Consider the following 20,357-nt stretch of genomic DNA (forward strand, 5'->3'; position numbering starts at 1 on the left):
TGGACTCGACATTCAATTCAAGATAGGCTAATCCCCGCGCTTCCTGTCCGTTATGGAAGTACGGGGTTTTTTCTTGATCCTGCTTTAATCAATTTTTCTGGAGCCAAACATGCTGCCTATTGTCGCCCTGGTGGGACGCCCCAACGTGGGAAAGTCCACACTGTTCAATCGTCTTCTTCGCAAATCGCGATCCATTACCCATGATATGCCAGGGGTGACGCGCGATCGCATCTATGGCGAGTGCATCATGGGCGACGTGAAATTCGACCTCGTCGACACCGGCGGTATGGTGTTGGAGTCCGAGGCTACGCCTGAATTGTCCAAGGATTTCGAGGATGAGATTTTCGAGCAGGCTCGCGAGGCCATTGAGGAAGCCAACGCCATTATTTTTGTGGTCGATGGCAAGGAAGGGCTGACGCCGCTGGATGAGCAGGCCGCAGAATATGTGCGTCGATCCGGCAAGCCGGTTTTCATGCTGATCAACAAGGTGGACGGCAGTGAATTTGCCCCTCAGATGACCTCCGAGTTCCATTCTCTCGGCATTGAACAGATGCCCGTGTCCGCAGCCCATGGCTACAATCTGCACGACGTTCGCGCCCGTGTGCGTCAATTCGTCATTGATCTGGACCTGCCCGAAGAGGAGGACGACGGCGTTGAGCGCGGACTCCGCCTGACCATGCTCGGTCGGCCCAATGCGGGTAAATCCTCCATCATCAATGCCGTCATCGGCCAGGACAGGCTCATCGTCTCTGATGTGGCTGGAACCACGCGAGACTCCATTGACGTGACCTTTGAGAAGAAGAACAAGCGGTACACCTTTGTGGACACGGCAGGAGTGCGCAGAAGGGCGAATATTCAGGATCATCTGGAGAAGATCAGCGTCATCCGTGCGCTCAAGAATTCCAAGCGGTCCGACGTCACCATCCTGACTATCGACATCACGCTTGGTGTGGGCAGACAGGACAAGCGTCTCATCGAATTTCTGGCCAAGGAGAAGACCCCGTTTATCGTGGTCGTCAACAAGGCTGACCTGATCCCCAGAAACGAGACCAACCGGGCGCTTGAGGCATTTCGAGAGGAGTTGCGGGTCATTCCGCATGTCCCGATCGTGATGACTTCGGCGCACAAGGGCGTTGGTATCGGCAAGCTGCTGCCTATTGCCGAGAAGCTGCGTGAGGAATGCAACATCCGTGTTGGCACAGGTATCCTGAATCGTTCCCTGGCAGCCGTGGTAGAGAAACTCCAGCCCCCTGTGGTCAAACGCAAGCGTCCGAAGTTCTTTTATGTTACCCAGGCTGATGAGCCGATACCCACGTTCGTTTTTTTCTGCAACGATCACACTATCGTCAAAGCGTCCTATGTACGGTATTTGGAAAACCAGTTCCGCAAGATGCTCGGTATCAAGTCCGCGCCGGTCAATATCGTGTTCCGCTCCAGCCATGACAAGAAGGAGTGGCAGCAGAACAGGGGGATATCGGCTATGGGCAAACGTGGTCCGGGCCGTGAACGTATAGGCGGGGCCAAAACGCGTCGTCACGAGACTAAATACAAGGCGCTCAAGAGCAAACGGCGCAGGGAAGAGCTGGCCGAGAAAGAAGCGAAAGGGAAAAAGCGTAAATAACGACTATCTTTATTGACAATTGGTGGCTGAAAAGTGTAGACGATTTCTCCTTGACCGGAGTGTTTCACATTTCCGCGACAGGACCAGGAGAAGTGGCCGAGTTGGCTGAAGGCGCACGCCTGCTAAGCGTGTTATGGGCGTAAAACTCATACGAGAGTTCGAATCTCTCCTTCTCCGCCATATTTTAAGGGCTTACGGTGTGAATCGTAAGCCCTTTTTTTGTGGGATTCGGGTGGTGTAATCAGGGGAGTGTGGAACAAAGTGTAAACATTTTGTTTGGGGAATGGCTTTATTCGGTGGATGGTTGAATGCTGGAGGCTACTATTTTGCCTAAGAGGTAGTGGGCTTTTTTGCCTCGATGCTCTAGATTCGATATAGACATCTGGTACTTGGTCTGTTTCTTACAATGAAGTGTACGATTGCAAATATCTTGATGGAGAGGGTGATATGTCGTTTGAAAAAAAGATGCCGGAGGATCTCGATGCATTACGGCATGTTGTTCAGGTTATGAATGAGCATAAAAGAAAGAAGACGGAAAAGTTGCTTGCTGTCCTTAAAGATACTCCCTTGGACGAAGGGGCCTTGGAAGCCGTGGCTATGCTTGGGCCAAAAGAAGCAAACTATTTTTTGCGTCACCATCCAGGGCATGAATTGGAACAAGCTCTTTCTTCGTTTTGGAATATGCTGGATGTCTTCCAATGTGCCTGCAAAGGGATTCAACGCGAAAATGCAAAGTTTGCTGCGCTTGCTAAAAAAGGCGAGTTTTCGCATCGTGAAATGCAGATAGAGATCGATAATATTCAAAATGATATTCGAAAAGAAATATTTGCTGCTTCTGGAGCAGCTTTTTCCATTGTAAAGCTTTCATATAGGGTTTTCTCAAAGGTAGAAGTTCCAGGATACCGGGAAAGAATCAAAAATGAGTTTGCAGAAGCTGGAGATAATCAGTTCATTAAGTGTCTTAGGAATGAAATGAGCCACAGTTGGTTTCCCCCAGTGGGCTGGAAGGTCTTTCAATCAATACAGGAAGGGCAATCGGTGGCTTTCGAGTTCGATTGCTCTCAGTTGCTCCGTTATGGAGATTTCAACAGAATCGCAAAAGAGTTTATTTTAGCATCTGGCTCTGGGATTGATGTAGTGTGTTTGTTTGAATCGTATGCACAAAAGGTTGAGTCTCTTTATAGCTGGCTGGCTAATGTCATTGATGATTATCTTCCTGAGTCTGTACATGAGTATCGCAAGTGTGTGAAAGTACAGAAGGCCTATTCGAGTAGATGTTTGTGGCGGGTGTTAATTGAACAGGTAGGCATACCCAAAAAAGTTGACCCTTATGAACACTTAGATCGCCATTTGACAAAGGCTGAACTGGGAGAGGTGTTAGCTCTTCCTCGTCAGTCAAAACAGCAGGTAGACAGGATTATTCAATTTGTAGATGAACATGATGCCTGTGATGATAGTTTGCGTTTAAAAGTCTACCAACTTTTTGGGGTGAAGGAAGAGGGGCATGATTCAATACGAGTTTGATCTCAACGGAGTGTCTGCAGAAGAAGCATTGGATAGAATGCATTTGAGCTTAATGCAGGAGTCTGATCGTGGAATATTTATAGTGGCAGCCGCTCTGATTGAGGATTTGATGGGGGCTTTGTTAGAGTGGCAACTGAAAAAATATGAATCTGACTCTAAGGTGAAGAAAGATTATTTGAGGATGGTAAGAACATATCATGCCCGTATGACGGCCTGTCATGCGCTAGGTCTTATTCCCAAAGAAATATATGATGATTTGGTTTTGATTAAGAACATCCGCAATAGAGTAGCTCATAACTATTCACATTTTTCTTTGGAAGACGTGAAGGAAGAAATTCTATGTCTTGGGGGAGCCCATTCAGCCAAGTATATGGTCGAGACTTTAGCCCTTCCTGTTGAGGGATCAGTAAAGAATTCTGATGAAGAATTGGAACCTTTCGCTAAGTTTGTTTTTTCCATTTCAGTGTCGGAGTTAGTGTTTTACCTTTCTGCACCGATTAGAGGAATTGATGTGAGTGATCATAAGGACTTTTTAAAGAAAAGATCTGAGAGTGTGGGAATATGAAAGATTTAGATACAACGAAGGAAGCCTTGGAAACCGTCAAGTCTGTGTCGGAGACCACATCAAAGGCCCTTGATGTGACTGAAAAATTTGGTGGCTTTATTGCACAATATGTCGGCGGCTCTTTAGAGCAGGCTATGGGGATATTTGAAGATAAACTTAAGTATCTCAGATGGGAAAGGCAATTGAGGTTGATTGCTCGCGTCGAGGAGCTTGCCAAAGATCATGCCGTGGAGATTTCAAAGAGGCCGATTCCTCTAAAAATGGCGATCCCTCTTTTTGAGGCCGCATCATTAGAGGAGGAAGATTATCTTCAAGACTTGTGGGCAAAGCTATTGCTAAATGCTTCTAACGCTCAGAGTAAAGTAAATCTACATAGGTCGTATATTAATATTCTTGAGCAAATCACTTCACTTGAAGCAAAAATCTTGAAAACTATTTATGACTTGGAGTTTTCTGTCTCGGATGGAGTAGATATTGCTACGAGTAAACTACCTGAGGAAGCTCATCTAGAAGTTGATTTTGACGCGATTAACCCAGCCCCCGACAGCATCGTTGATCCGATTGATGACGTTAAAGCAGCTCTTGCAAACTTAGCCCGCTTGAGATGCTTGGCCCTGCCGACTTCATTTAATGGGAAGGAAATATTCCATCACGTTAATCCTACCCTTCTTGGGAGGAGGTTCGTTGATGCATGCTCAGTGTAGTCGTAAATAAAAGGATTATCTTTCTCCCAAGACCGCATTCGCGATGAATTTGGTAAAAGGCCGGATGTCGTTGCTTCCGCTGGCGGACTCAAGTGGCGCAATATCAGTTTTGTGGCTCCCTATATATCTGCGAACATGCCTTTCGCAAATCTCTGCGAAAGTTCTGAAAGCTGCGGTAGTCTCCTGGAGATGAAGGCACTGTTATTGATGGCCAGCTATTGGGTATTGAATTTGCATTGCTGCGCGTGAGAGTGTTATTAATGTCAATCTGTTGAACTTCAAATGCGGGACTATGATAGAATATCTGGTACAGTCTGACTATTTGCGCGAAGTACAGCGCACCTTCGGGGGGGCCGGCAAGCTCGATATGCTGGGGGTCTTCTCGCAGATATTCATGGTTGCCGTTCCAGTTATTGTGATCATGGCTTTATGGCATTATCGGAATATTCTCGCTTTTGCTCTGATGCGTCTTGTATCCTATCCATTCAATGCGAAAACCACCAAGGTTATTGGGAATTATCTTGTTTCACAAGGTGTGATGATCGAAGTCTGTCTCTATTCGAGTGACGGCATCGGGCGCACCCTGTGCAACGTTCGCGTGGTTGGTGTGGAAGGGGGCAGGATGCAGTTGAAGCTGGTGAATGTGAACCCGGCAGCCGTGAAACTCAAGAACAGGCGGGTGGTCTGTTTCATGAAGCCGTTTGCCTATACAGGGAAACGGCTCAATGCATTTGTCACATATATAAGTCACATGGAACGGAAAGGGATTGTGCTCAAGGAGCTCTCTTTACTGACGCCCATTCGCTATAAGTATATTCTTCGACGGAGGCATACCCGCCAGCAGGTTGCCCGAGAAGGGGCTGTTCGGGTCAAAGCGTGGAGCGGCCGTAAGGTGAACACCTTCTGGATGATTCGTCCGGATCTTCAGACAGTGAACAACCCTGCCAGATATGGTCGCAATACCCGTCTTGCCGTTGAAAATATTTCTGCGGGTGGCGTGCGTATGTTCATCATTAATCCCAAAGGTGAGCTGCCTCCACTTCAAAAAGGGAATCAGCTCGTCCTCAGAATCAGTATCTGGAATCCAGCTGTGAGGAAATATGTCTTCTTTACGGCCCTGGGGACCATTCGGAGTCGTTTTACCGCTCAGGGGGGAGCCATCGGCCTGGGGATACAGTTTGCCTCGGAAGGCGAGCAGGTGGGCAGGCGATTTGTCTGGAACACAGTGCAGGGCGAAATCAAACCCCTGGCCAAATTTCTTGCTCAGCTCGATCAGTAGAAAGCGGGTGCTACAGTCGGTTTATTTACGACAATCAGCGCAGATTCCGTAGAGATACATCTTATGTTTGAGCAGGGTAAAACCGTGCTCCGCCGCCAGTTCTTCCTGACGTCGCTCGATTGTATCATCAAGGATCTCGATGTTTTTGCCGCACCGTTCGCAGATGAGGTGATCGTGGTGATCTTTGCCGTAGCTCGGCTCATAGCGGGTTACGCCATCGGCAAAGTCGAGGGGTTCGACAAGGCCGGAATCGCTGAGAAGTTTCAGGGTCCTGTAGACTGTTGCCTGGCCGATGGAGCTGTCGCGTTTTTTGACGTACACATATAATTCCTCGGATGATAAATGGCCTTCCTGCTTCAGCATTGTGTCCAGAATGAGGCGCCGTTGGGGCGTCATCTTGAGGTTCTCGTTGGCCAGATATTCGGTAAACACGTCTTGGGGGGCTTTCATTATGTATCCCATCGGTTTGATTTTGAAATTCGATGATATCAATTATCAACTCATACGGTAAGAGCAAATGAGTGTCAAACCCTCCAGTGGATTAATGGGCGACGAAAAAAAATCAGCTGGGAAACCTGACTATATGACTTTTCTGTCTTGACATTCACAGGCGTGGTTTCTACAACCATTTTCCTCTGTCTCGCATGATTTTTTGCGAGCAGCCAAGGAGAGGTGGCAGAGCTCGGTTTAATGCGCTGGTCTTGAAAACCAGAGGCGGGGCAACTCGTCCGGGGGTTCGAATCCCTCCCTCTCCGCCATATTTCAATTTCACTTCGTTTCAGGAAGTGTCATAAACCCTCAGAAATGAGGGTTTTTCTTTGTCTTCCTTGTTTCTCTGTGTTGCATCCTGTTTCTTGACATTGCATATTCAAGTGGTACAACTGGTGGTACAGTCGTTGAGTTGTACCATTTTTGTTGTACCACTTCTGGAGGGAAACCTGATGCCCCTTACCGATGCGAAGATCAAAGGCGCAAAGCCGAGGCCCAAAACGTATACCCTTATTGATGGAGACGGCCTTTATTTAGAGGTTAATCCTAAGGGCCGTAAGTGGTGGCGATTCCGCTACCAGAAGGAGGGCCGTCGTAACCGTCTGTCTCTGGGCGTTTATCCTCATATATCTCTCAAAGATGCTCGACTTGAACGGGATCGTCTGAAGCGTCAGGTTGCAAAGGGGATTGATCCGTCATTGAAACGGAAAGAGGAAAAGCGGAAAGCTGGGGCCAGTGAAGCATATGAAGCTATTGCTCGGGAGTGGTTCGCTAAACAAGTCGAGTCTGGATGGAGTGAACGTCATGCCAAGACCACAATGGAGAGGATGGAGAAGAATATCTTCCCCTTTATTGGTAAACGTCCGATTTCGGACCTCGGCGTGGAAGACATGCTCGGAGTGGTGCAGCGATGCGAGAGGCGTGGTGCTGTTGAAACGGCCCGACGTATTCGACAGATTATGTCTCAGATTTTTCGATATGCCATCGCTGCGGGCAGGGCAGAGCGTGACCCAGCAGCTGACATCAAAGGTGCCATCCCTCCGTCTAGGAAGGTGAAACATCACGCCTCGATCACCGACCCCAATAAGATCAAGACACTGCTTCGGGCAATTGATGCCTTTGACGGTACGCTTGTCGTTCATTGTGCTCTTAGGCTGGCTCCTCTTCTTTTCGTACGTCCTGGGGAACTTAGAAATGCTGAATGGGAAGAGGTCGATTTGAAAGGGAAAGAGTGGCGTATCCCCGAAGAGAAAATGAAGGGCGGCTCGGTCCATATCGTTCCTTTATCTAACCAAGTCGTCGAGGTCCTGACTGAACTTAAACAAGCCACTGGGCCAATTGGGTATGTGTTTCCAAGTATTCGAACCCCAGCCCGGCCTATGTCGGAGAATACGATCAACGTGGCCCTGCGCCGGCTTGGATACGACAAGACTGAAATGACGGGCCATGGTTTCCGTAGCATGGCTTCGACGCTGTTGAATGAGCATGGCTGGCACAAGGATGCAATTGAGCGGCAATTGGCGCATACTCCGAAAGATAAGGTCCGGGCCTCATACAATTACGCTGAGCATTTGCCAGAGAGAAAACGGATGATGCAATGCTGGGCTGATTATTTAGATAGCCTCAAGGCTGGCGGGAAAGTCGTACCATTGTTTGCAAAAGCGGAGTAATGTCTTTCCACGCCCTAGTCAGAGGTTCGCTACCTTTGGTGAAAGTCCCGGTCTCCCGCCGGGGTTGGGCGTGACATAAGCGGGACGTAAGCCTTGGGAGGGCTTCAAAGTGGGTACAATATTAATCCCTACACAAACACTGCCCCCAAACTCTTTGGGACCAGAAGTAACCTTGGTTGACTTTTTTCACTGGAATCATGTCCTCGAAGAGTGGGAAGGGCTTCTCGAGAAGGATCTTATTCAAATGGTTCAAAGCCTCGAGTTGCCAGCCTATCGATATAAAGAATGCCGAAAGCGTCCAGATGGTAAACTGGTGGTGAAAGCATGCCTACTTCAGCCATATTCTATTTGGAGATATCGTCCTATTGAGGAACAAGAGGATAGCTTTATAGACCCAAATATTGATAGCTCCCCTCCTCAGGACTATGTGATTAGACGCGATTTTAAGGACGTGTTTCGAGCTTCTGATGTAGTCTTTCGAAGTCAGGATTTAGCAATATTAGAAGCGAATCATCCGGATTGGAAATGGCCTCACGTTGATCCCTCTGATGAAGAAGTCTTGGAGGAAAAGAAAGACCGTCGTCCACTTGTGGAAGTTGGTTCGGAGCTGGTTGCTGGTAAAACTCCTGATATGGTAAAAATCGAACTCAGAGAACGATATGATGAGCCGATAGTGGCTTATGTCCTTCACCAGCATTTTAGCACCAAAGGAAGTGGTCGGAAAATATCCAAGGCTAGGTTGGGTGAATTGATGTGGCCAGACGAAGAACTTAGCGATAGCGCTTTTATTAAGAAATTCAACCAGCTTCTCGAGCAAGCTGAGGGCTATAAGGTGCGTATTTCTTGAGTTACCACCACGTCCCATAGCTGCACATTTCCAATTACTTTCTAATTTCTTTCCAATTATTTTCCAATTCCCCTTGTCATAGTTCCTCCATGTTCAACGGCGAATCTGTCCGGTTCGCATAACCACATGGAGGGAATATGTCCCCTACGCTGCCAACTGAAGGCTATGTCCGACTTCCGCAAGTTTTAAAGGCTATTCCTGTTAGCAGAACTACCTGGTGGCGGGGTGTCAAGGCGGGCAAGTACCCAGCGCCTGTTAAGCATGGCCGCTGTCGCTTCTGGAGAGTTGCGGACATCCGTGATCTGATTGATCGTTTGTCTGAAGGTGAGGGATAGTAGTCATGTCTACCAGGGAAAAACACTCTCACTTGGCAAAGATTAAGGCCCAATTATTACAATACGATCTGGACCTCTCTCATATCCCAGATCAGAGTCCTGTCCTCAAGAGAGCGACTATAGCTCTCAAGGTATTTCAAGAACATACTGGCCAACTTGAAACTTATCGTAAGACTCTCCAAAGGCGTCTTACCTTAGTTGATAATGATCTGACCGAGTTGTTTGAACTCGGGCAAGTCTTGCAGGATGCTCTAGAAAATTATTTGCATCATCGTGAGGACGGTGAAGCATGATTGATGGTGGGTTCTTTCTCGTTGCCCGAAAGCTTTTTGAGTCAGAGTTGATGGACAAACCAGATTTGTACGTCAAGCTTTGGCTGTGGATGCTCAATAAGGCCAACTGGAAGGATCACAGAAAGCTTAAACGTGGTCAATTTCTTACTACTATCAAAGAGATGCGAGAGGCCATGTCCTACAAAGTTGGCTACTGCACAAAGACGCCGACGGTGGGCCAAATACGAAGCGCGTACGAAGCGTTTACGAACAGCACAATGATCAACACTACGAAGACCACACGCGGCATGATCATAACGATAATAAATTATGACACTTATCAGAATCCAGCTAGCTACGAACAACATAACGAACGACACAGCGAAGCCGACATGAACAACACGATAACAACACACTATAAGGGAAAGAAGGGTAAGAAAGAGAAAAGAGATACCGGTGATCCTTCCGGCTCTCCGGGGCCTCGACCAAAGGAATGCTCTTCTGAGCAGTGGGGTAATTTTATGGTTTTCTCAAAGCAGTTTCTCGAAAGGCAACATGATCGATTGGGTAAGCTGGTCAAGACCACAGACTCAAGAGTCCTTTCGGGGGCCAAGGCCCTCGATAATCTGATTCGGGTACAGAAGTTTGAGCAGAAGGTTGTCTTTGAAACTGTCGAGTGGGCTATGACCAATTCTTTTTGGCAGACCAACCTTCTTTCATTGGGATCTCTCACTAAGAATAGCAGAAACGGTGAATCAAAATTCACCAATATACTAGCGGCCAGGTTTAAAGGAGTGAGTGATGCACATAGAATTAATTCATGAGTTACAGTTTCGCGCTTTATCTGGGATGCAACGTTACCCAGAGCTCTTCAAGACAACACCTGTCTATTTATGCGGCCAAGAACCATGGCTCACGATACGCAAAGCACTTGAGGCATATCAGGGTGGCAAAGTCGGCCATAAATCTCTTCTGCGCGGAATGTTGGCTAAATACGGAGAGGTCTATTTCGATGAACTCCTCCGGGTTTTAGAGAACGCCGAAGCTGTGCCATGTAAGAATTGGGCTCTGACTCAAATTGCAAGACTGAGTGATGCCATCTCTCAGAATTATGAAGAGGGACGTCATGCCGCATGAGGACGCGAAACGACTCGGGTTGATGGAGCTCACGGAACGAGCAAGGCGGTGGGTTACTGACCAACCACCAGGTGAGTTCTCAGCCTTTATCTTCGGCAAGGAGCTTCATCTTGGAGAGAATCCAGAGATACGTGATACCGTTCTGCGGGACCTTGTCATTATGGGCTCAATTGAGCCATGTGGTAAGAAACGAGGACAGTATCGGGCCGTCCAGAATGAGTGTCGAGAGATGGACTGGCATAATGCTGAGACAGAGTATTACCCGATCTGGCTACCTCTCGAACTACATACGCTTGCTGGAGTGCAAAGAAAGAACGTTGTCATTGTGGCTGGTGAGACCAACGCCGGCAAGACGGCATTCGTTATGGAGTTGATCTATCGGAATTTACAAGTCAACGGTGGTGCCCACTCAGAGATAAGGCTCTATAACTCTGAGATGGGTGACGGAGAGTTGCGGCAGCGCGTTATGAATCTGGATAACAACGTCCAGTCATGGGACGGCTTTAGGCCTTTTGAGCGGACATCCAATTTTCACCAGGTAATCGACCCCGATGGTTTTAATGTCATCGACTATCTCGAAGTCTCCAATGAGTTCTATCTCGTTGCAAATTGGATCCAGAAGATTCACGCCAAGCTCAATAAAGGGATAGCGATCATCTGTATTCAGAAGCCCAAGGGAAAGGATACGGCCCGAGGCGGAGAGTTCTCCCTCGAGAAATCAAGACTGGCTATTAGCCTCTTTCAGAACCATGGGGTCCATTCATGCAAGATCGTCAAATGCAAGCTGCCAATGGGAATCACTAACCCCCAAGGGATGGAGAGAGATTTTTACGTTGAGCGAGGCCGTAAGATCGTGTCGAGGTCCGATTGGAGATATCTCACCCAGAAAGAACGAGACCAGCTATGGACGCTCTACGAGACAGACGCAGCGGCGAAGAATGCTAGAAAAGAGTTAGGATTATAGGCCCTATCTGGAACTATTTAATCACAATCTATGGAGATTCCATTATGACTAACAATGAAGAGAAAAAAGGCCCAGGCCGCCCCACCAAAATGACTGAGATGACACTCAAGAAATTAGAGGAGGCTTTTGCTTTAGGGAGCACCGATGTCGAAGCCTGTCTTTATGCGGAGATCAGCCACACGACACTCTCTAATTATTGCAACGCTCACCCTGAATTTCTTGAGCGAAAACAGACCCTCAAATTGAACCCTGTTCTTAAGGCCCGGAAGGTTGTCATGGATGACCTCGAGAAAGGAGACTCTAGTACCGCGAAATGGGTACTCGATAAACATGAAGGGAAAGCGAAGCAGAAGCATGAGGTGAGTGGCAACGTAGGCGGTGATACGACGGAAAGGGCTGGCCTTACGCCAGAGATGAAGGCAATGCTTGCAGATATCTATTCGAACTCGGGAGGTAGTAGTGATGAGAAATGGGAGAAATATAAGGATGAGTTAACGAAATAACGCCAGGGTCGTTACACCTTGGCGTTATTTGAGAAAAGTAGCCAGGGCGCCTGTCGCCAGGAAAGGCCGTGAATACACCGCTTATGGGTGAGGGGGGCGGAGGCCGGCGGCAACGTCATAAGCACAAGGTTGTTTGGGAGCAACGCAATGGCCCTCTGCCACCAGACCATGCGGTTCGATTTCTGGATGGTGACAAAGAAAACTGTGAAATTGATAATCTGATGATGTTCAATCGAGCAGAGAACTTGCATCTCAACTTGATGGGATTCGATCAAGCGCCACCAGAGCTCAAAGAGTCAATCATTCTTCGCGCAAGGCTCATTGGAAAAATCGCCGAGAGAAAGGGGGAACTAGACGACTAGCATGCAACGCTTGTGCTACTCCTCAAAAAGATCTTTTACACGGCAGCCGAGGGCCGTAGCAATAGCAGCCAGGGTCCGTAGAGTGCAGGACTCTATTCGTGTATCCCTCGCTTTCTGAATAGTACGCTGAGAAACACCGGCATCATCAGCAAGACCTAAGATTGTTGCGCCCTTCTCCGTCATTACTTCTTTTACTTTGCTCTGCATACGAACTCCTCTTTTGATACTTTAGTATCTTTTTGCTTGACCTAACACAAGATACTATAGTATCAAATTGGTGCGAATGACGAAAAGAACAAAGGAGAAAGTTCATGCTGCTCGACACCCACAAGATGAAGGCAATTGATGCTCGGAATAGTCGAGACTGGAACCCGTCAGATTACGACTATGACCTGAATGTATTCGTATACCGAATCGTTTGGGTGAGTGATGGCCAGCCAGAAGAGGATGGCGACTTGATGACCTTCCAGGAAGTCGCGGTCTTTTTGGCAGGGCCTGGAATTGATGGCGAAGAAGAGCTTGCCTTGGCAGACGCCCAAGCTATTCTCTCCCATGGTGGGCGAGTCCATGTCGGCCCGGAAGACGATCAATATTCGATTATTCCATTGCAGGAGCCAATGGCCGAGGACCGTTGGGGTGAGATCATCCCTTTGCATGAAGCGCAAGGCGATGAGGACTGTCAATTTCAATACAGTCGGTAGTTTGGTGTAGACTTCTCAATAGGTGTAACCGGTTAATAAAGAGGAGATTGTTATGAAAGATTCACTATTGCCAAAGAGTACTACTGTGGGTAAGTGCCGTGTCACTTTAAGCCGGGTAGAGCCGGATGAAACCTGGCAAGAATTGGATGAAACGCTTAAGGAGTATGTGCTGTTCAAGCAGCAGGTCGAGAGAGTTTTGAAGGAGTTTTCTTCAAGGCTAACAACGGTTACTGGGCCACTCTATATTAAGTCTTTACGGGCAATGGGGTGGTCTGAATGTTCTGGAACCTCTCCTGACTGGTTAATTGATGGATTCCACCAAGCTCATCATGAAAACCTTAAGGCTATTGAGAATGGCTTTGGCGGCTTATGCACGGCGATACGGCAGGCTAGAACAATGGCTAGGTTATTAGGCCAGAGAAGATAACGGTAGGAAAAGCCCATATATTGTCTCTTAACTTCGTGGTTAACAGCCTTGCGCCTTCCTTGCTATGTGTGTTGACTGACACCAGTCTCAAGCGTAGATATATAGCATAGACATTGTGGGACCGATCCCCCCAGCGTCATCGACGTATGGCTGGTCGGGCGTAACCACGAAGTCCAGGAATTGTTGGTTCGGAGCTGTTCACCGTTTCCTCAACTGCGTTGGGCTGCGAATTCTTCCAACAGTGACGAGTCGAATGTTAACCTGGAGGATAGGCCTCATTCGGCGAAACCGATGTCCGTGGACGCAAGGGCGTCCTTGCTGGTGTAAAACCACGGGCATCACCAACCAGAGCGGGTACTACCCGAGCGACGTCCTTCCCGCCTCGTGAGGAGGTATGGGCAAGCGGGGTCACCGCCGGTTCTCGTGGCCGCTCTTCATAGAACTCCGAGGTCATATAGATCTCGGAGTTTTGTTTTGCTAGGTCAGGGATTCCAGTATTTGTTGGACCTTGAAATCAACCAGCTTGTCTTGATCGAAGAACTCATCGATTGACTCCCGATCATAGCGCCGGTGGCCTCCCTCCGTTCTGGCGGCATAGATCAAGCCTTCGTCGGCGTACTTGCGAAGGGTGTTTGGAGATAGGCCCGAGTAAGTTGCAGCTTCTTTGGTGCGTAACCAACGCTTTCTCAATTGATGCTCCAGTTTGAAATTTGGGGCTTCGTGTGCTGGAATTCATTGGTAAACAAATTGACCATTAAAGCATGCGACAGGGCTTTAATGCTATTATCAACAGATATCTTTTCTTTACCTGCTTGCTCGAGAAAACTATCGATCTGTTGGTCGTCAGCACTATGAACTCGCAAATTCCATCCATTAATAAAAAGGTCGTTCTGGGCTTTGCATATGCGGTTGAACGAATTGTGTAATAGTTGGACAACTTGTTTAGGCTGGGTGGCTTTGACGAAAGGCCAAAATTTTCGGCCAGCAGTACGAATCCGCTCGCGAATGTCGCCCAACTCATTATTCAATTTTGCGACTTTAGTTAATGGTTTTCCCAGTTCTTTTTTAGGGGCTCGAAGCGCAGTGCGCATCTCATTGAATAAATGATTATATGTGCTTTTGTATTCTGACAACAGGTCTGTGTATTCGTATATGAGTTTTTTCTTGGCTTCGAATAGACCTAGCTCAGTCCGTAAATATGCTTCTCGTTCCCATGCTAGGTCGTTGTATGTGTTGGTGAGTTGCTGGCCAATGATTCCTGTGAGGATGAAGCCAATTACTACTATGCTTATCTTATCGTTCAGTCGTCTCCAGCACCATATGATCAATGAAACAATTAAACACCATACGGTTTTCAGCTTGTTCAGGAGTTGTGTTTTAGATGGCATAAGTGTCCCCCTTGTCAGGGTGAAAGGTTCGTCTTTCTAATCAACTAAGTCAGTTGCCTTAGTATGAGCAAGTTGTTTCATAATGTCCGATATAGTCCTACACAAACCGGCTCGATTGGAGTAAGGAGATTGGCAAATGAGCAAGATCTTATTCTGATAATATATAAAAATTTGAAGCGTATTGTGTCTGTTGAATGGAAAACTCGCCCGGGTCCTGATGGGTTACATCTGTATGATAGAGCTACTGGAACGAATATCCTCTTTGATGAGGTCGAATGCCCCGAAGATTCTTGGGCGTTAGCTCCTCGCCAAGTCTCAATTGCTTTGACCAATTCATGCAATTTGTGCTGTCCTTTTTGCTATGCTCCGAAAGAGCCTGCTGAACTTGATTATCAGTGTTTATTGGGGTGGTTGGATGAATTGGATGCAAATGGGTGTCTTGGGGTTGGGTTTGGAGGCGGTGAGCCTCTTATGTTCAAAAAGCTCCCAACTCTTTGTGAATACATTAATGAGAGCACGAGCCTTGCCGTTACTTTTACTACCAATGCACACATGCTTACTTCGTCCTTGGTTGATGCTCTAAAGGGGAAGGTTGCTTATTTGCGTGTCAGCATGGATGGCATCGGAGCGACATACGAGGGGCTTCGAGGAAAGTCCTTTGCATCCCTTTCTCGTCAATTTGAACTGGTCAAAGCCATTTCTCCGTTTGGCATTAATTATGTGGTTAATGCCCAGACTTTTCCTGAACTGGATGGTGCAATTTCTTTGGCCTCTGAGTTGGGGGCAACTGAGTTTCTTCTGTTGCCCGAGCAGCCTGTTCGAGGTCGTAGTGGGATTGATGAGGATGCCGTTGCAGGGCTTCAAAAATGGGTGAACTCATATGCTGGCCCTATTCGATTAAGTGTCAGTGAGGCGGGGGCAGAAGGCCTTCCTGTTTGCAATCCATTAGTGCATGAGAAGGGATTGCGGTCATATGCTCACATTGATGCAACTGGCAGAGTGAAGCGTTCTTCGTTTGATTCGGAAGGAGCAAAAATTGACGCTGGTGGAGTTATGCGGGCATTAAATAAGTTACAGCAGCTTACGGAGGATAGTCGTGAAGATTTGGCATGAAGTCGTTTCTGAGCATTCAATGAATCTCAGGATGATTGGTGTTTTTAAAGAGGTTCAAGACGCTGATAAAGCAAAAGATATAATCGATAAGTTTACTGAGTACGCCCTTGAAAATGAAGGTGATTTGAACGAATCGACAAGTCGCTACGGTAAACCTTTGCTTGATTTGATGGAAAAATTCAGAGTCTATTCGATTAGGCCGGGTGAGATGGAGCAGTTTATGTACAATGTGCATGTTGATGTTGACGGCTCTAGCGTTGTCATTACCACTGATGAATCAGAAGTTTCGGCATTTATGAAGATTCTGATTGATATGGGGGCTAAGGTCGAAATCTATTCAGCTCATGACTACCCAGAAGCAACTGCTGATAATAATAGCGAGTAAGAAGCGAGAGAAACGTGCCTCCAGTTAATTGGACAATTTTCGAGGGTCTTCCCGGCGCAGCTACAGATAATTTTGAATACCTGTGCAGGGCGTTAGTTCGTCGTCACTACAATAAGCATGGCAGTTTTCAAGGGCTTTCCAATCAGCCAGGAATAGAATTCCATCTGAACATTCATTCAGATTGCCCTCTCGGTGAAGTTGGACGATGGTATGGTTGGCAGTGCAAGTGGTATGAGTTGCCAAGCGGTAGAGCTCTTGGGACAACCCGGCGCAAAACTATTGAAGAGGCCATCCTGAAAACGCAGGAGATTCTGCCTGAGCTAACGGACTGGGTGCTCTGGACTCGGCATACCCTTACACGAGGGGACCAGAAATGGTTTTATGGCATTGAGACCGATATGAAGCTTCATCTATGGACAAAGGATGAAGTGGAAGAGCATTTAAGTGGCCCCGCCGAAATTCTTCGAGGAACCTACTTTGGAGAACTGGTACTCACACCCGATGCGCTAGCTCAAATGCATGCTGGTGCAATTGCTCCAATTCGTCAGCGTTGGATTCCAGAGGTTCATCAGACCTTAGATGCTGAGGAGCAAATCCGTCTTTCTTTAGGGGCTGTCGAGGCCTGGGCGGAGTTGAAAGATATTCCCGAGCAGATCAATGAGGCGGTCCAAGCCCTAGATGATTTGTCCTCGATAATTCCTGATGGGATGTCTGAGAGGGTTGATAGTATTCGGTCTGCTGCATCAGGGTATTCGCAATTGATGTCGGATATTCATGCGGCTCTAGAGGGCGGTGATTATGATGTAGCGTTTCAGTTGGTAGATAAGGGAATTTCTTTTGACAAAGAATGGAAGAAAACACTCCGTCAATTACGAATTTTCAAGAATCAAGCTGCATTATATCTTACCAATGTGCTTGCCTCATTTGGCGACGTTTTAGCTGCCTTGAGGGTGCTCTCCGAAGTGCTTCGACAAGGAATGATTGCGGTTCTTGCTGATGCTGGTTGCGGGAAGACTCAGATGTCCGCTCAGTTAACGTCGCCAACTGAAGATAGAGGTGCTGGTATACTGCTTCATGGCCGGGAGTTGAGTGCTCGAGACCGGTTGGATGATTTGGCGAGAACGGTTGTAATACAAGGGCGTCCCGTTGAGACTTTTGAATCTCTCATTGCGGCACTCGATGCTGCTGGCGAGCGATCAGGGCGTAGGCTTCCCTTAATTATTGATGGCTTGAATGAAGCTGAAGACCCCAGACAATGGAAGGCATACCTTGAATCACTTAGGGTTATTCTGGAGAATTATCCCTATGTGCTTCTGGTCGTTACGCTTAGGTCTGAGTTTGCTCCAGAGTCTCTTCCTGATGATATCCAGCAATTTGATATACCTGGCTTTCGGGGCCACTTGGTTGAGGCAGCAAGAGCTTATTTCCATTACTACAAGATCGACATTGGCGATGCCGAGTTACCGATAGAATTACTCAACCATCCGCTTAAGATGCGTCTCTTTTGCGAGGTGACCAACCCTGAGCGCAAAAAGACCGTTGGCGTCGAGGCCATGCCTGGGTCTTTGACAAATTTATTTGAAAAATATCTTGATCAAATTGCAGATCGTATAGCCCAACTCGCCCCGTCGTCTTGTCGCTACTATGCATCAGACATCCTCTCGGCATTGAATGCTACAGGGTATACCCTTTGGTCTGAAAATATTCGAAGTGTCGAGTTGAATAGATTGCGTCAAATATTAGGGGATGCTCAAAGAAATTGGGACCAAAGCCTTGTACGTGCTCTTGAACATGAAGGCGTGTTTTATCGTGTGCCCGGGAGCACTCCTGGAGTTTCTGAGATAAGTATCAACTATGATGCATTAGCTGGGCACATCGTTGCAGACTCATTGCTCTCTCAGCATGGAGGAGCAAGTTTTGGAGATTGGTTGAAAGAAGAGCCACAGGCTTCTTTGCTTTTTGGCTCAATGGGCGAAAGGCATACCCTCTCTGGCGATATTTTGGTGGCGTTGGTTGGTCTTGTTCCGTGCCGAATGTATCGGCAGCAGTTTTGGTCACTCCTTGATGGGCAGGCCCGAGAACGGGCCTTATATCTTTCTGCCTGGTTGTCTCCCGAGCAACTCGATTCAGAAACAGTGAAGCTGCTTGGTGAAATGGTTAAGCAAGAGCCTGACTATTATGGCAGAGATTTGCTTAGCCTGTTGATTGCCACACGTGCTGCTAAAAACCATCCCTTGGACGCTACCTTCCTGGATAACATACTGCGCTCAATGACCGTCGTTGAGCGAGATGTGAGATGGACCCAGTGGATTAGACGTTCTGCCGATGATCGAAAAGAGGACATATTACGTATCGAAGATCGGTGGAAGACGAGTGGATTAAGAAGGCGTGAAGACTCTTTGCGTGCGCTTTGGTTGCAGTGGGTATTAACCGCAACGAATCGTACGTTACGAGATCATGCTACACGTGCTTTGTTTTGGTATGGCACTAATGCTCCAGCTGAATTGTTTGAGCAAACGTTGTCTTCCCTGTCGATTAATGACCCATATGTGCCAGAGAGACTGCTTGCTGCATCGTATGGGGTTGCAATGGCTCTATGGGCTGATAGTGAGGCGCAAGTCCTCCACCTTGCATTACCAGATTTTGCTAATTCATTGGTTGAAAAACTGTTTGAACCGGGTGCTCCAAACGCAACCAGGCACGTCTTGATAAAAGAATACGCCCTTGGGCTCATTCAGCTAGCTCAGAAGATTTCTCCAGCATGTATCCCAGAAGAGAAGAAAGGGTTACTACAGCCTCCGTTTGACCAAATACCAGAGGGTTTTCCAGAGGTTGAAGACATAGACGACTCTGTCACTGAGATTGCAAAAAGTGCGATCAGAATGGATTTTGGTAACTATACCCTAGGTCGCTTAATCCCTGAGAGAGGGAACTATGATTACGACAACGATACCTACAAAGTGGTCCGTAAAAAGATAGAGCATCGAATTGTTGACCTAGGTTATGGGGAGGAGGTCTTTGGGGAGCTAGATTCAAGGATTAACGATATGGGGTGGCGGCGTGGTCCCTACCGAGAAGGGAAGATTGAGCGTTATGGAAAAAAATATTCCTGGATTGCATACTTCGAAATGTACGGGCTGCGCCTCGATAGGGGGGAACTACCTGATTGGCGACAAGATGAACGAGCTCTTGATGTGGATGTTGACCCGACCTTTTCAGAAGCTCCTAAAGAGTGGCTTCCTGACCTGCCAGATGTCTTTGCAAAACCACTGGGTGACGTTCCTGAATGGATAAGCGAAGGGCCAACGCCAGACTACACTTCTTTGTTGCAGCCAGAAAGCGTCGATGAGCAGGAGGGACCCTGGATTCTCTTGGAAGGTTTTATTGAGCAAAACGCCTCAGATGACGCCCGGAGAGTATTCACGTTTCTGCGTGGAGTCTTAGCAGAAGAGGGTGATGTTGAGAAGATACTCCAAAAATTTGCCGCGATAAAATATCCTGGTAACATTGCCATACCTGAGCCGTTGGATGACCATTACTGTTTTTCTGGAGAAATTCCTTGGTCTGCACAATATGCACGAGCTCTTCGGAATGCGGATGGTTCTCCCAAGCCTGACCGCAGAGGAGCTTTTGGGCATCATCCTAATCCAGGAATACCAGTAGAGGTTCCCGTTTGCCGATATTGTTGGGAGTCACACCATAGCGAGTTAAATCAATCTGGAAACGTAATAGTTCCGGCTCCCGCGTTAAGCGAATCTGTAGGCCTCGTGGGTAAGTGGGGGCAGTGGGATTATTATGACAGTGAAGGCAAGCTCGCCACTCTTTGCCGAGTGTTCCAAGAGGATGGGGCTGCTTATATGTCGAAGCTTTTCTATATTCGAAAAGATTTGTTGGAAAAATATTTGGAGGAAACCGGCCAAAAGCTTGTTTGGATGCTTTGGGGAGAGCGGGAGTTTCACCACCGTTATTTCACGGAAATAATGGAAGATCATTATGGCTTGCTCAGGAATCATAAACATATTCATCGTTTTGCGATGACACTTTAGCTCAATAGAAACTTAGGGTGATAGA

21 protein-coding genes and 2 tRNA genes are annotated in these 20,357 nt (G+C 47.5%); 19 read left to right on the forward strand and 4 right to left on the reverse strand.

Going from position 1 to position 20,357, the window contains the following annotated elements:
- Nucleotides 1-109: 109 nt before the first annotated feature.
- From der to SRBAKS_RS00360, 6 genes are all read left to right on the forward strand, one after another.
- The gene (gene der / locus SRBAKS_RS00335; protein WP_229592449.1) at nt 110-1,621 is read left to right on the forward strand and encodes a ribosome biogenesis GTPase Der; all 1,512 of its coding nucleotides are present in this window, start codon (nt 110-112) and stop codon (nt 1,619-1,621) included.
- A gap of 86 nt (nt 1,622-1,707) precedes the next feature.
- Nucleotides 1,708-1,801, forward strand: a tRNA-Ser gene (locus SRBAKS_RS00340).
- Between the two features lie 267 nt (nt 1,802-2,068).
- Nucleotides 2,069-3,145, forward strand: a complete 1,077-nt coding sequence (locus SRBAKS_RS00345; RefSeq protein ID WP_229592451.1) for a hypothetical protein — start codon at nt 2,069-2,071, stop codon at nt 3,143-3,145.
- A complete protein-coding gene (locus tag SRBAKS_RS00350; RefSeq protein ID WP_229592453.1) occupies nt 3,126-3,710 on the forward strand; it encodes a hypothetical protein in 585 nt (194 codons plus the stop codon). Before SRBAKS_RS00345 ends, SRBAKS_RS00350 begins: the two co-directional genes overlap by 20 nt.
- Nucleotides 3,707-4,414, forward strand: coding sequence for an Abi-alpha family protein (locus SRBAKS_RS00355; protein ID WP_229592455.1), 708 nt, complete (start codon nt 3,707-3,709; stop codon nt 4,412-4,414). Before SRBAKS_RS00350 ends, SRBAKS_RS00355 begins: the two co-directional genes overlap by 4 nt.
- A gap of 292 nt (nt 4,415-4,706) precedes the next feature.
- Nucleotides 4,707-5,693 (forward strand): hypothetical protein, encoded by a 987-nt coding sequence (locus tag SRBAKS_RS00360; RefSeq protein ID WP_229592457.1) that lies wholly within the window; start codon nt 4,707-4,709, stop codon nt 5,691-5,693.
- Between the two features lie 21 nt (nt 5,694-5,714).
- Here SRBAKS_RS00360 and SRBAKS_RS00365 read toward each other — a convergent pair whose 3' ends face one another.
- Complete coding sequence (locus SRBAKS_RS00365; RefSeq protein ID WP_229592459.1) at nt 5,715-6,143, reverse strand: Fur family transcriptional regulator; 429 nt, start codon at nt 6,141-6,143, stop codon at nt 5,715-5,717.
- 216 nt (nt 6,144-6,359) lie between these two features.
- Between SRBAKS_RS00365 and SRBAKS_RS00370 the strand changes: the two genes are divergently transcribed.
- From SRBAKS_RS00370 to SRBAKS_RS00405, 8 genes are all read left to right on the forward strand, one after another.
- Nucleotides 6,360-6,451, forward strand: a tRNA-Ser gene (locus tag SRBAKS_RS00370).
- A gap of 183 nt (nt 6,452-6,634) precedes the next feature.
- On the forward strand, nt 6,635-7,852 hold the full coding sequence (locus SRBAKS_RS00375) for a tyrosine-type recombinase/integrase (RefSeq protein ID WP_229592461.1): 1,218 nt from the start codon (nt 6,635-6,637) through the stop codon (nt 7,850-7,852).
- Nucleotides 7,853-7,961: 109 nt separating this feature from the next.
- Nucleotides 7,962-8,699 (forward strand): hypothetical protein, encoded by a 738-nt coding sequence (locus tag SRBAKS_RS00380; RefSeq protein ID WP_229592463.1) that lies wholly within the window; start codon nt 7,962-7,964, stop codon nt 8,697-8,699.
- 624 nt (nt 8,700-9,323) lie between these two features.
- Nucleotides 9,324-10,130, forward strand: a complete 807-nt coding sequence (locus SRBAKS_RS00385) for a hypothetical protein (RefSeq protein WP_229592465.1) — start codon at nt 9,324-9,326, stop codon at nt 10,128-10,130.
- Complete coding sequence (locus tag SRBAKS_RS00390; RefSeq protein WP_229592467.1) at nt 10,108-10,443, forward strand: hypothetical protein; 336 nt, start codon at nt 10,108-10,110, stop codon at nt 10,441-10,443. Before SRBAKS_RS00385 ends, SRBAKS_RS00390 begins: the two co-directional genes overlap by 23 nt.
- A complete protein-coding gene (locus SRBAKS_RS00395) occupies nt 10,433-11,407 on the forward strand; it encodes a DnaB-like helicase C-terminal domain-containing protein (protein ID WP_229592469.1) in 975 nt (324 codons plus the stop codon). Before SRBAKS_RS00390 ends, SRBAKS_RS00395 begins: the two co-directional genes overlap by 11 nt.
- Before the next feature lie 44 nt (nt 11,408-11,451).
- Nucleotides 11,452-11,910, forward strand: coding sequence for a hypothetical protein (locus tag SRBAKS_RS00400; RefSeq protein WP_229592471.1), 459 nt, complete (start codon nt 11,452-11,454; stop codon nt 11,908-11,910).
- A 68-nt stretch (nt 11,911-11,978) separates the two neighbouring features.
- The gene (locus SRBAKS_RS00405; RefSeq protein ID WP_229592473.1) at nt 11,979-12,272 is read left to right on the forward strand and encodes an HNH endonuclease signature motif containing protein; all 294 of its coding nucleotides are present in this window, start codon (nt 11,979-11,981) and stop codon (nt 12,270-12,272) included.
- A gap of 15 nt (nt 12,273-12,287) precedes the next feature.
- Here SRBAKS_RS00405 and SRBAKS_RS00410 read toward each other — a convergent pair whose 3' ends face one another.
- Complete coding sequence (locus SRBAKS_RS00410; RefSeq protein WP_229592475.1) at nt 12,288-12,479, reverse strand: helix-turn-helix domain-containing protein; 192 nt, start codon at nt 12,477-12,479, stop codon at nt 12,288-12,290.
- 104 nt (nt 12,480-12,583) lie between these two features.
- On the opposite strand from SRBAKS_RS00410, the gene SRBAKS_RS00415 reads away from it, so the two are divergent.
- Together SRBAKS_RS00415 and SRBAKS_RS00420 are read left to right on the forward strand one after the other, a co-directional pair.
- The gene (locus tag SRBAKS_RS00415) at nt 12,584-12,973 is read left to right on the forward strand and encodes a hypothetical protein (RefSeq protein WP_229592477.1); all 390 of its coding nucleotides are present in this window, start codon (nt 12,584-12,586) and stop codon (nt 12,971-12,973) included.
- Nucleotides 12,974-13,025: 52 nt separating this feature from the next.
- The gene (locus SRBAKS_RS00420) at nt 13,026-13,400 is read left to right on the forward strand and encodes a hypothetical protein (protein ID WP_229592479.1); all 375 of its coding nucleotides are present in this window, start codon (nt 13,026-13,028) and stop codon (nt 13,398-13,400) included.
- Between the two features lie 477 nt (nt 13,401-13,877).
- Here SRBAKS_RS00420 and SRBAKS_RS17910 read toward each other — a convergent pair whose 3' ends face one another.
- Nucleotides 13,878-14,090, reverse strand: a complete 213-nt coding sequence (locus tag SRBAKS_RS17910) for a MerR family transcriptional regulator (RefSeq protein WP_430708950.1) — start codon at nt 14,088-14,090, stop codon at nt 13,878-13,880.
- Nucleotides 14,087-14,788, reverse strand: coding sequence for a hypothetical protein (locus tag SRBAKS_RS00425; protein WP_229592481.1), 702 nt, complete (start codon nt 14,786-14,788; stop codon nt 14,087-14,089). Before SRBAKS_RS00425 ends, SRBAKS_RS17910 begins: the two co-directional genes overlap by 4 nt.
- Before the next feature lie 129 nt (nt 14,789-14,917).
- On the opposite strand from SRBAKS_RS00425, the gene SRBAKS_RS00430 reads away from it, so the two are divergent.
- The 3 genes from SRBAKS_RS00430 (at nt 14,918) to SRBAKS_RS00440 (ending at nt 20,332) form a co-directional block, all read left to right on the forward strand.
- Complete coding sequence (locus tag SRBAKS_RS00430; protein WP_229592483.1) at nt 14,918-15,901, forward strand: radical SAM protein; 984 nt, start codon at nt 14,918-14,920, stop codon at nt 15,899-15,901.
- Complete coding sequence (locus SRBAKS_RS00435; RefSeq protein WP_229592485.1) at nt 15,885-16,286, forward strand: DUF6375 family protein; 402 nt, start codon at nt 15,885-15,887, stop codon at nt 16,284-16,286. Before SRBAKS_RS00430 ends, SRBAKS_RS00435 begins: the two co-directional genes overlap by 17 nt.
- A 398-nt stretch (nt 16,287-16,684) precedes the next feature.
- Nucleotides 16,685-20,332, forward strand: a complete 3,648-nt coding sequence (locus tag SRBAKS_RS00440; RefSeq protein WP_229592487.1) for an NACHT domain-containing protein — start codon at nt 16,685-16,687, stop codon at nt 20,330-20,332.
- Nucleotides 20,333-20,357: the final 25 nt, after the last annotated feature.

It is taken from the genome of Pseudodesulfovibrio sediminis, from assembly GCF_020886695.1.
GTDB classification, from domain to species: Bacteria; Desulfobacterota; Desulfovibrionia; order Desulfovibrionales; family Desulfovibrionaceae; genus Pseudodesulfovibrio; species Pseudodesulfovibrio sediminis.

What these genes read in the sequence shown, in the direction of transcription:
- der (WP_229592449.1), top strand. Translation starts at nt 110, where the DNA reads ATGCTGCCTATTGTCGCCCTGGTGGGACGCCCCAACGTGGGAAAGTCC.
- SRBAKS_RS00345 (WP_229592451.1), top strand. Translation starts at nt 2,069, where the DNA reads ATGTCGTTTGAAAAAAAGATGCCGGAGGATCTCGATGCATTACGGCAT.
- SRBAKS_RS00350 (WP_229592453.1), top strand. Translation starts at nt 3,126, where the DNA reads ATGATTCAATACGAGTTTGATCTCAACGGAGTGTCTGCAGAAGAAGCA.
- SRBAKS_RS00355 (WP_229592455.1), top strand. Translation starts at nt 3,707, where the DNA reads ATGAAAGATTTAGATACAACGAAGGAAGCCTTGGAAACCGTCAAGTCT.
- SRBAKS_RS00360 (WP_229592457.1), top strand. Translation starts at nt 4,707, where the DNA reads ATGATAGAATATCTGGTACAGTCTGACTATTTGCGCGAAGTACAGCGC.
- SRBAKS_RS00365 (WP_229592459.1), bottom strand. Translation starts at nt 6,143, where the DNA reads ATGAAAGCCCCCCAAGACGTGTTTACCGAATATCTGGCCAACGAGAAC.
- SRBAKS_RS00375 (WP_229592461.1), top strand. Translation starts at nt 6,635, where the DNA reads ATGCCCCTTACCGATGCGAAGATCAAAGGCGCAAAGCCGAGGCCCAAA.
- SRBAKS_RS00385 (WP_229592465.1), top strand. Translation starts at nt 9,324, where the DNA reads ATGATTGATGGTGGGTTCTTTCTCGTTGCCCGAAAGCTTTTTGAGTCA.
- SRBAKS_RS00390 (WP_229592467.1), top strand. Translation starts at nt 10,108, where the DNA reads ATGCACATAGAATTAATTCATGAGTTACAGTTTCGCGCTTTATCTGGG.
- SRBAKS_RS00395 (WP_229592469.1), top strand. Translation starts at nt 10,433, where the DNA reads ATGCCGCATGAGGACGCGAAACGACTCGGGTTGATGGAGCTCACGGAA.
- SRBAKS_RS00400 (WP_229592471.1), top strand. Translation starts at nt 11,452, where the DNA reads ATGACTAACAATGAAGAGAAAAAAGGCCCAGGCCGCCCCACCAAAATG.
- SRBAKS_RS00410 (WP_229592475.1), bottom strand. Translation starts at nt 12,479, where the DNA reads ATGCAGAGCAAAGTAAAAGAAGTAATGACGGAGAAGGGCGCAACAATC.
- SRBAKS_RS00415 (WP_229592477.1), top strand. Translation starts at nt 12,584, where the DNA reads ATGCTGCTCGACACCCACAAGATGAAGGCAATTGATGCTCGGAATAGT.
- SRBAKS_RS00420 (WP_229592479.1), top strand. Translation starts at nt 13,026, where the DNA reads ATGAAAGATTCACTATTGCCAAAGAGTACTACTGTGGGTAAGTGCCGT.
- SRBAKS_RS00425 (WP_229592481.1), bottom strand. Translation starts at nt 14,788, where the DNA reads ATGCCATCTAAAACACAACTCCTGAACAAGCTGAAAACCGTATGGTGT.
- SRBAKS_RS00440 (WP_229592487.1), top strand. Translation starts at nt 16,685, where the DNA reads ATGAAGCTTCATCTATGGACAAAGGATGAAGTGGAAGAGCATTTAAGT.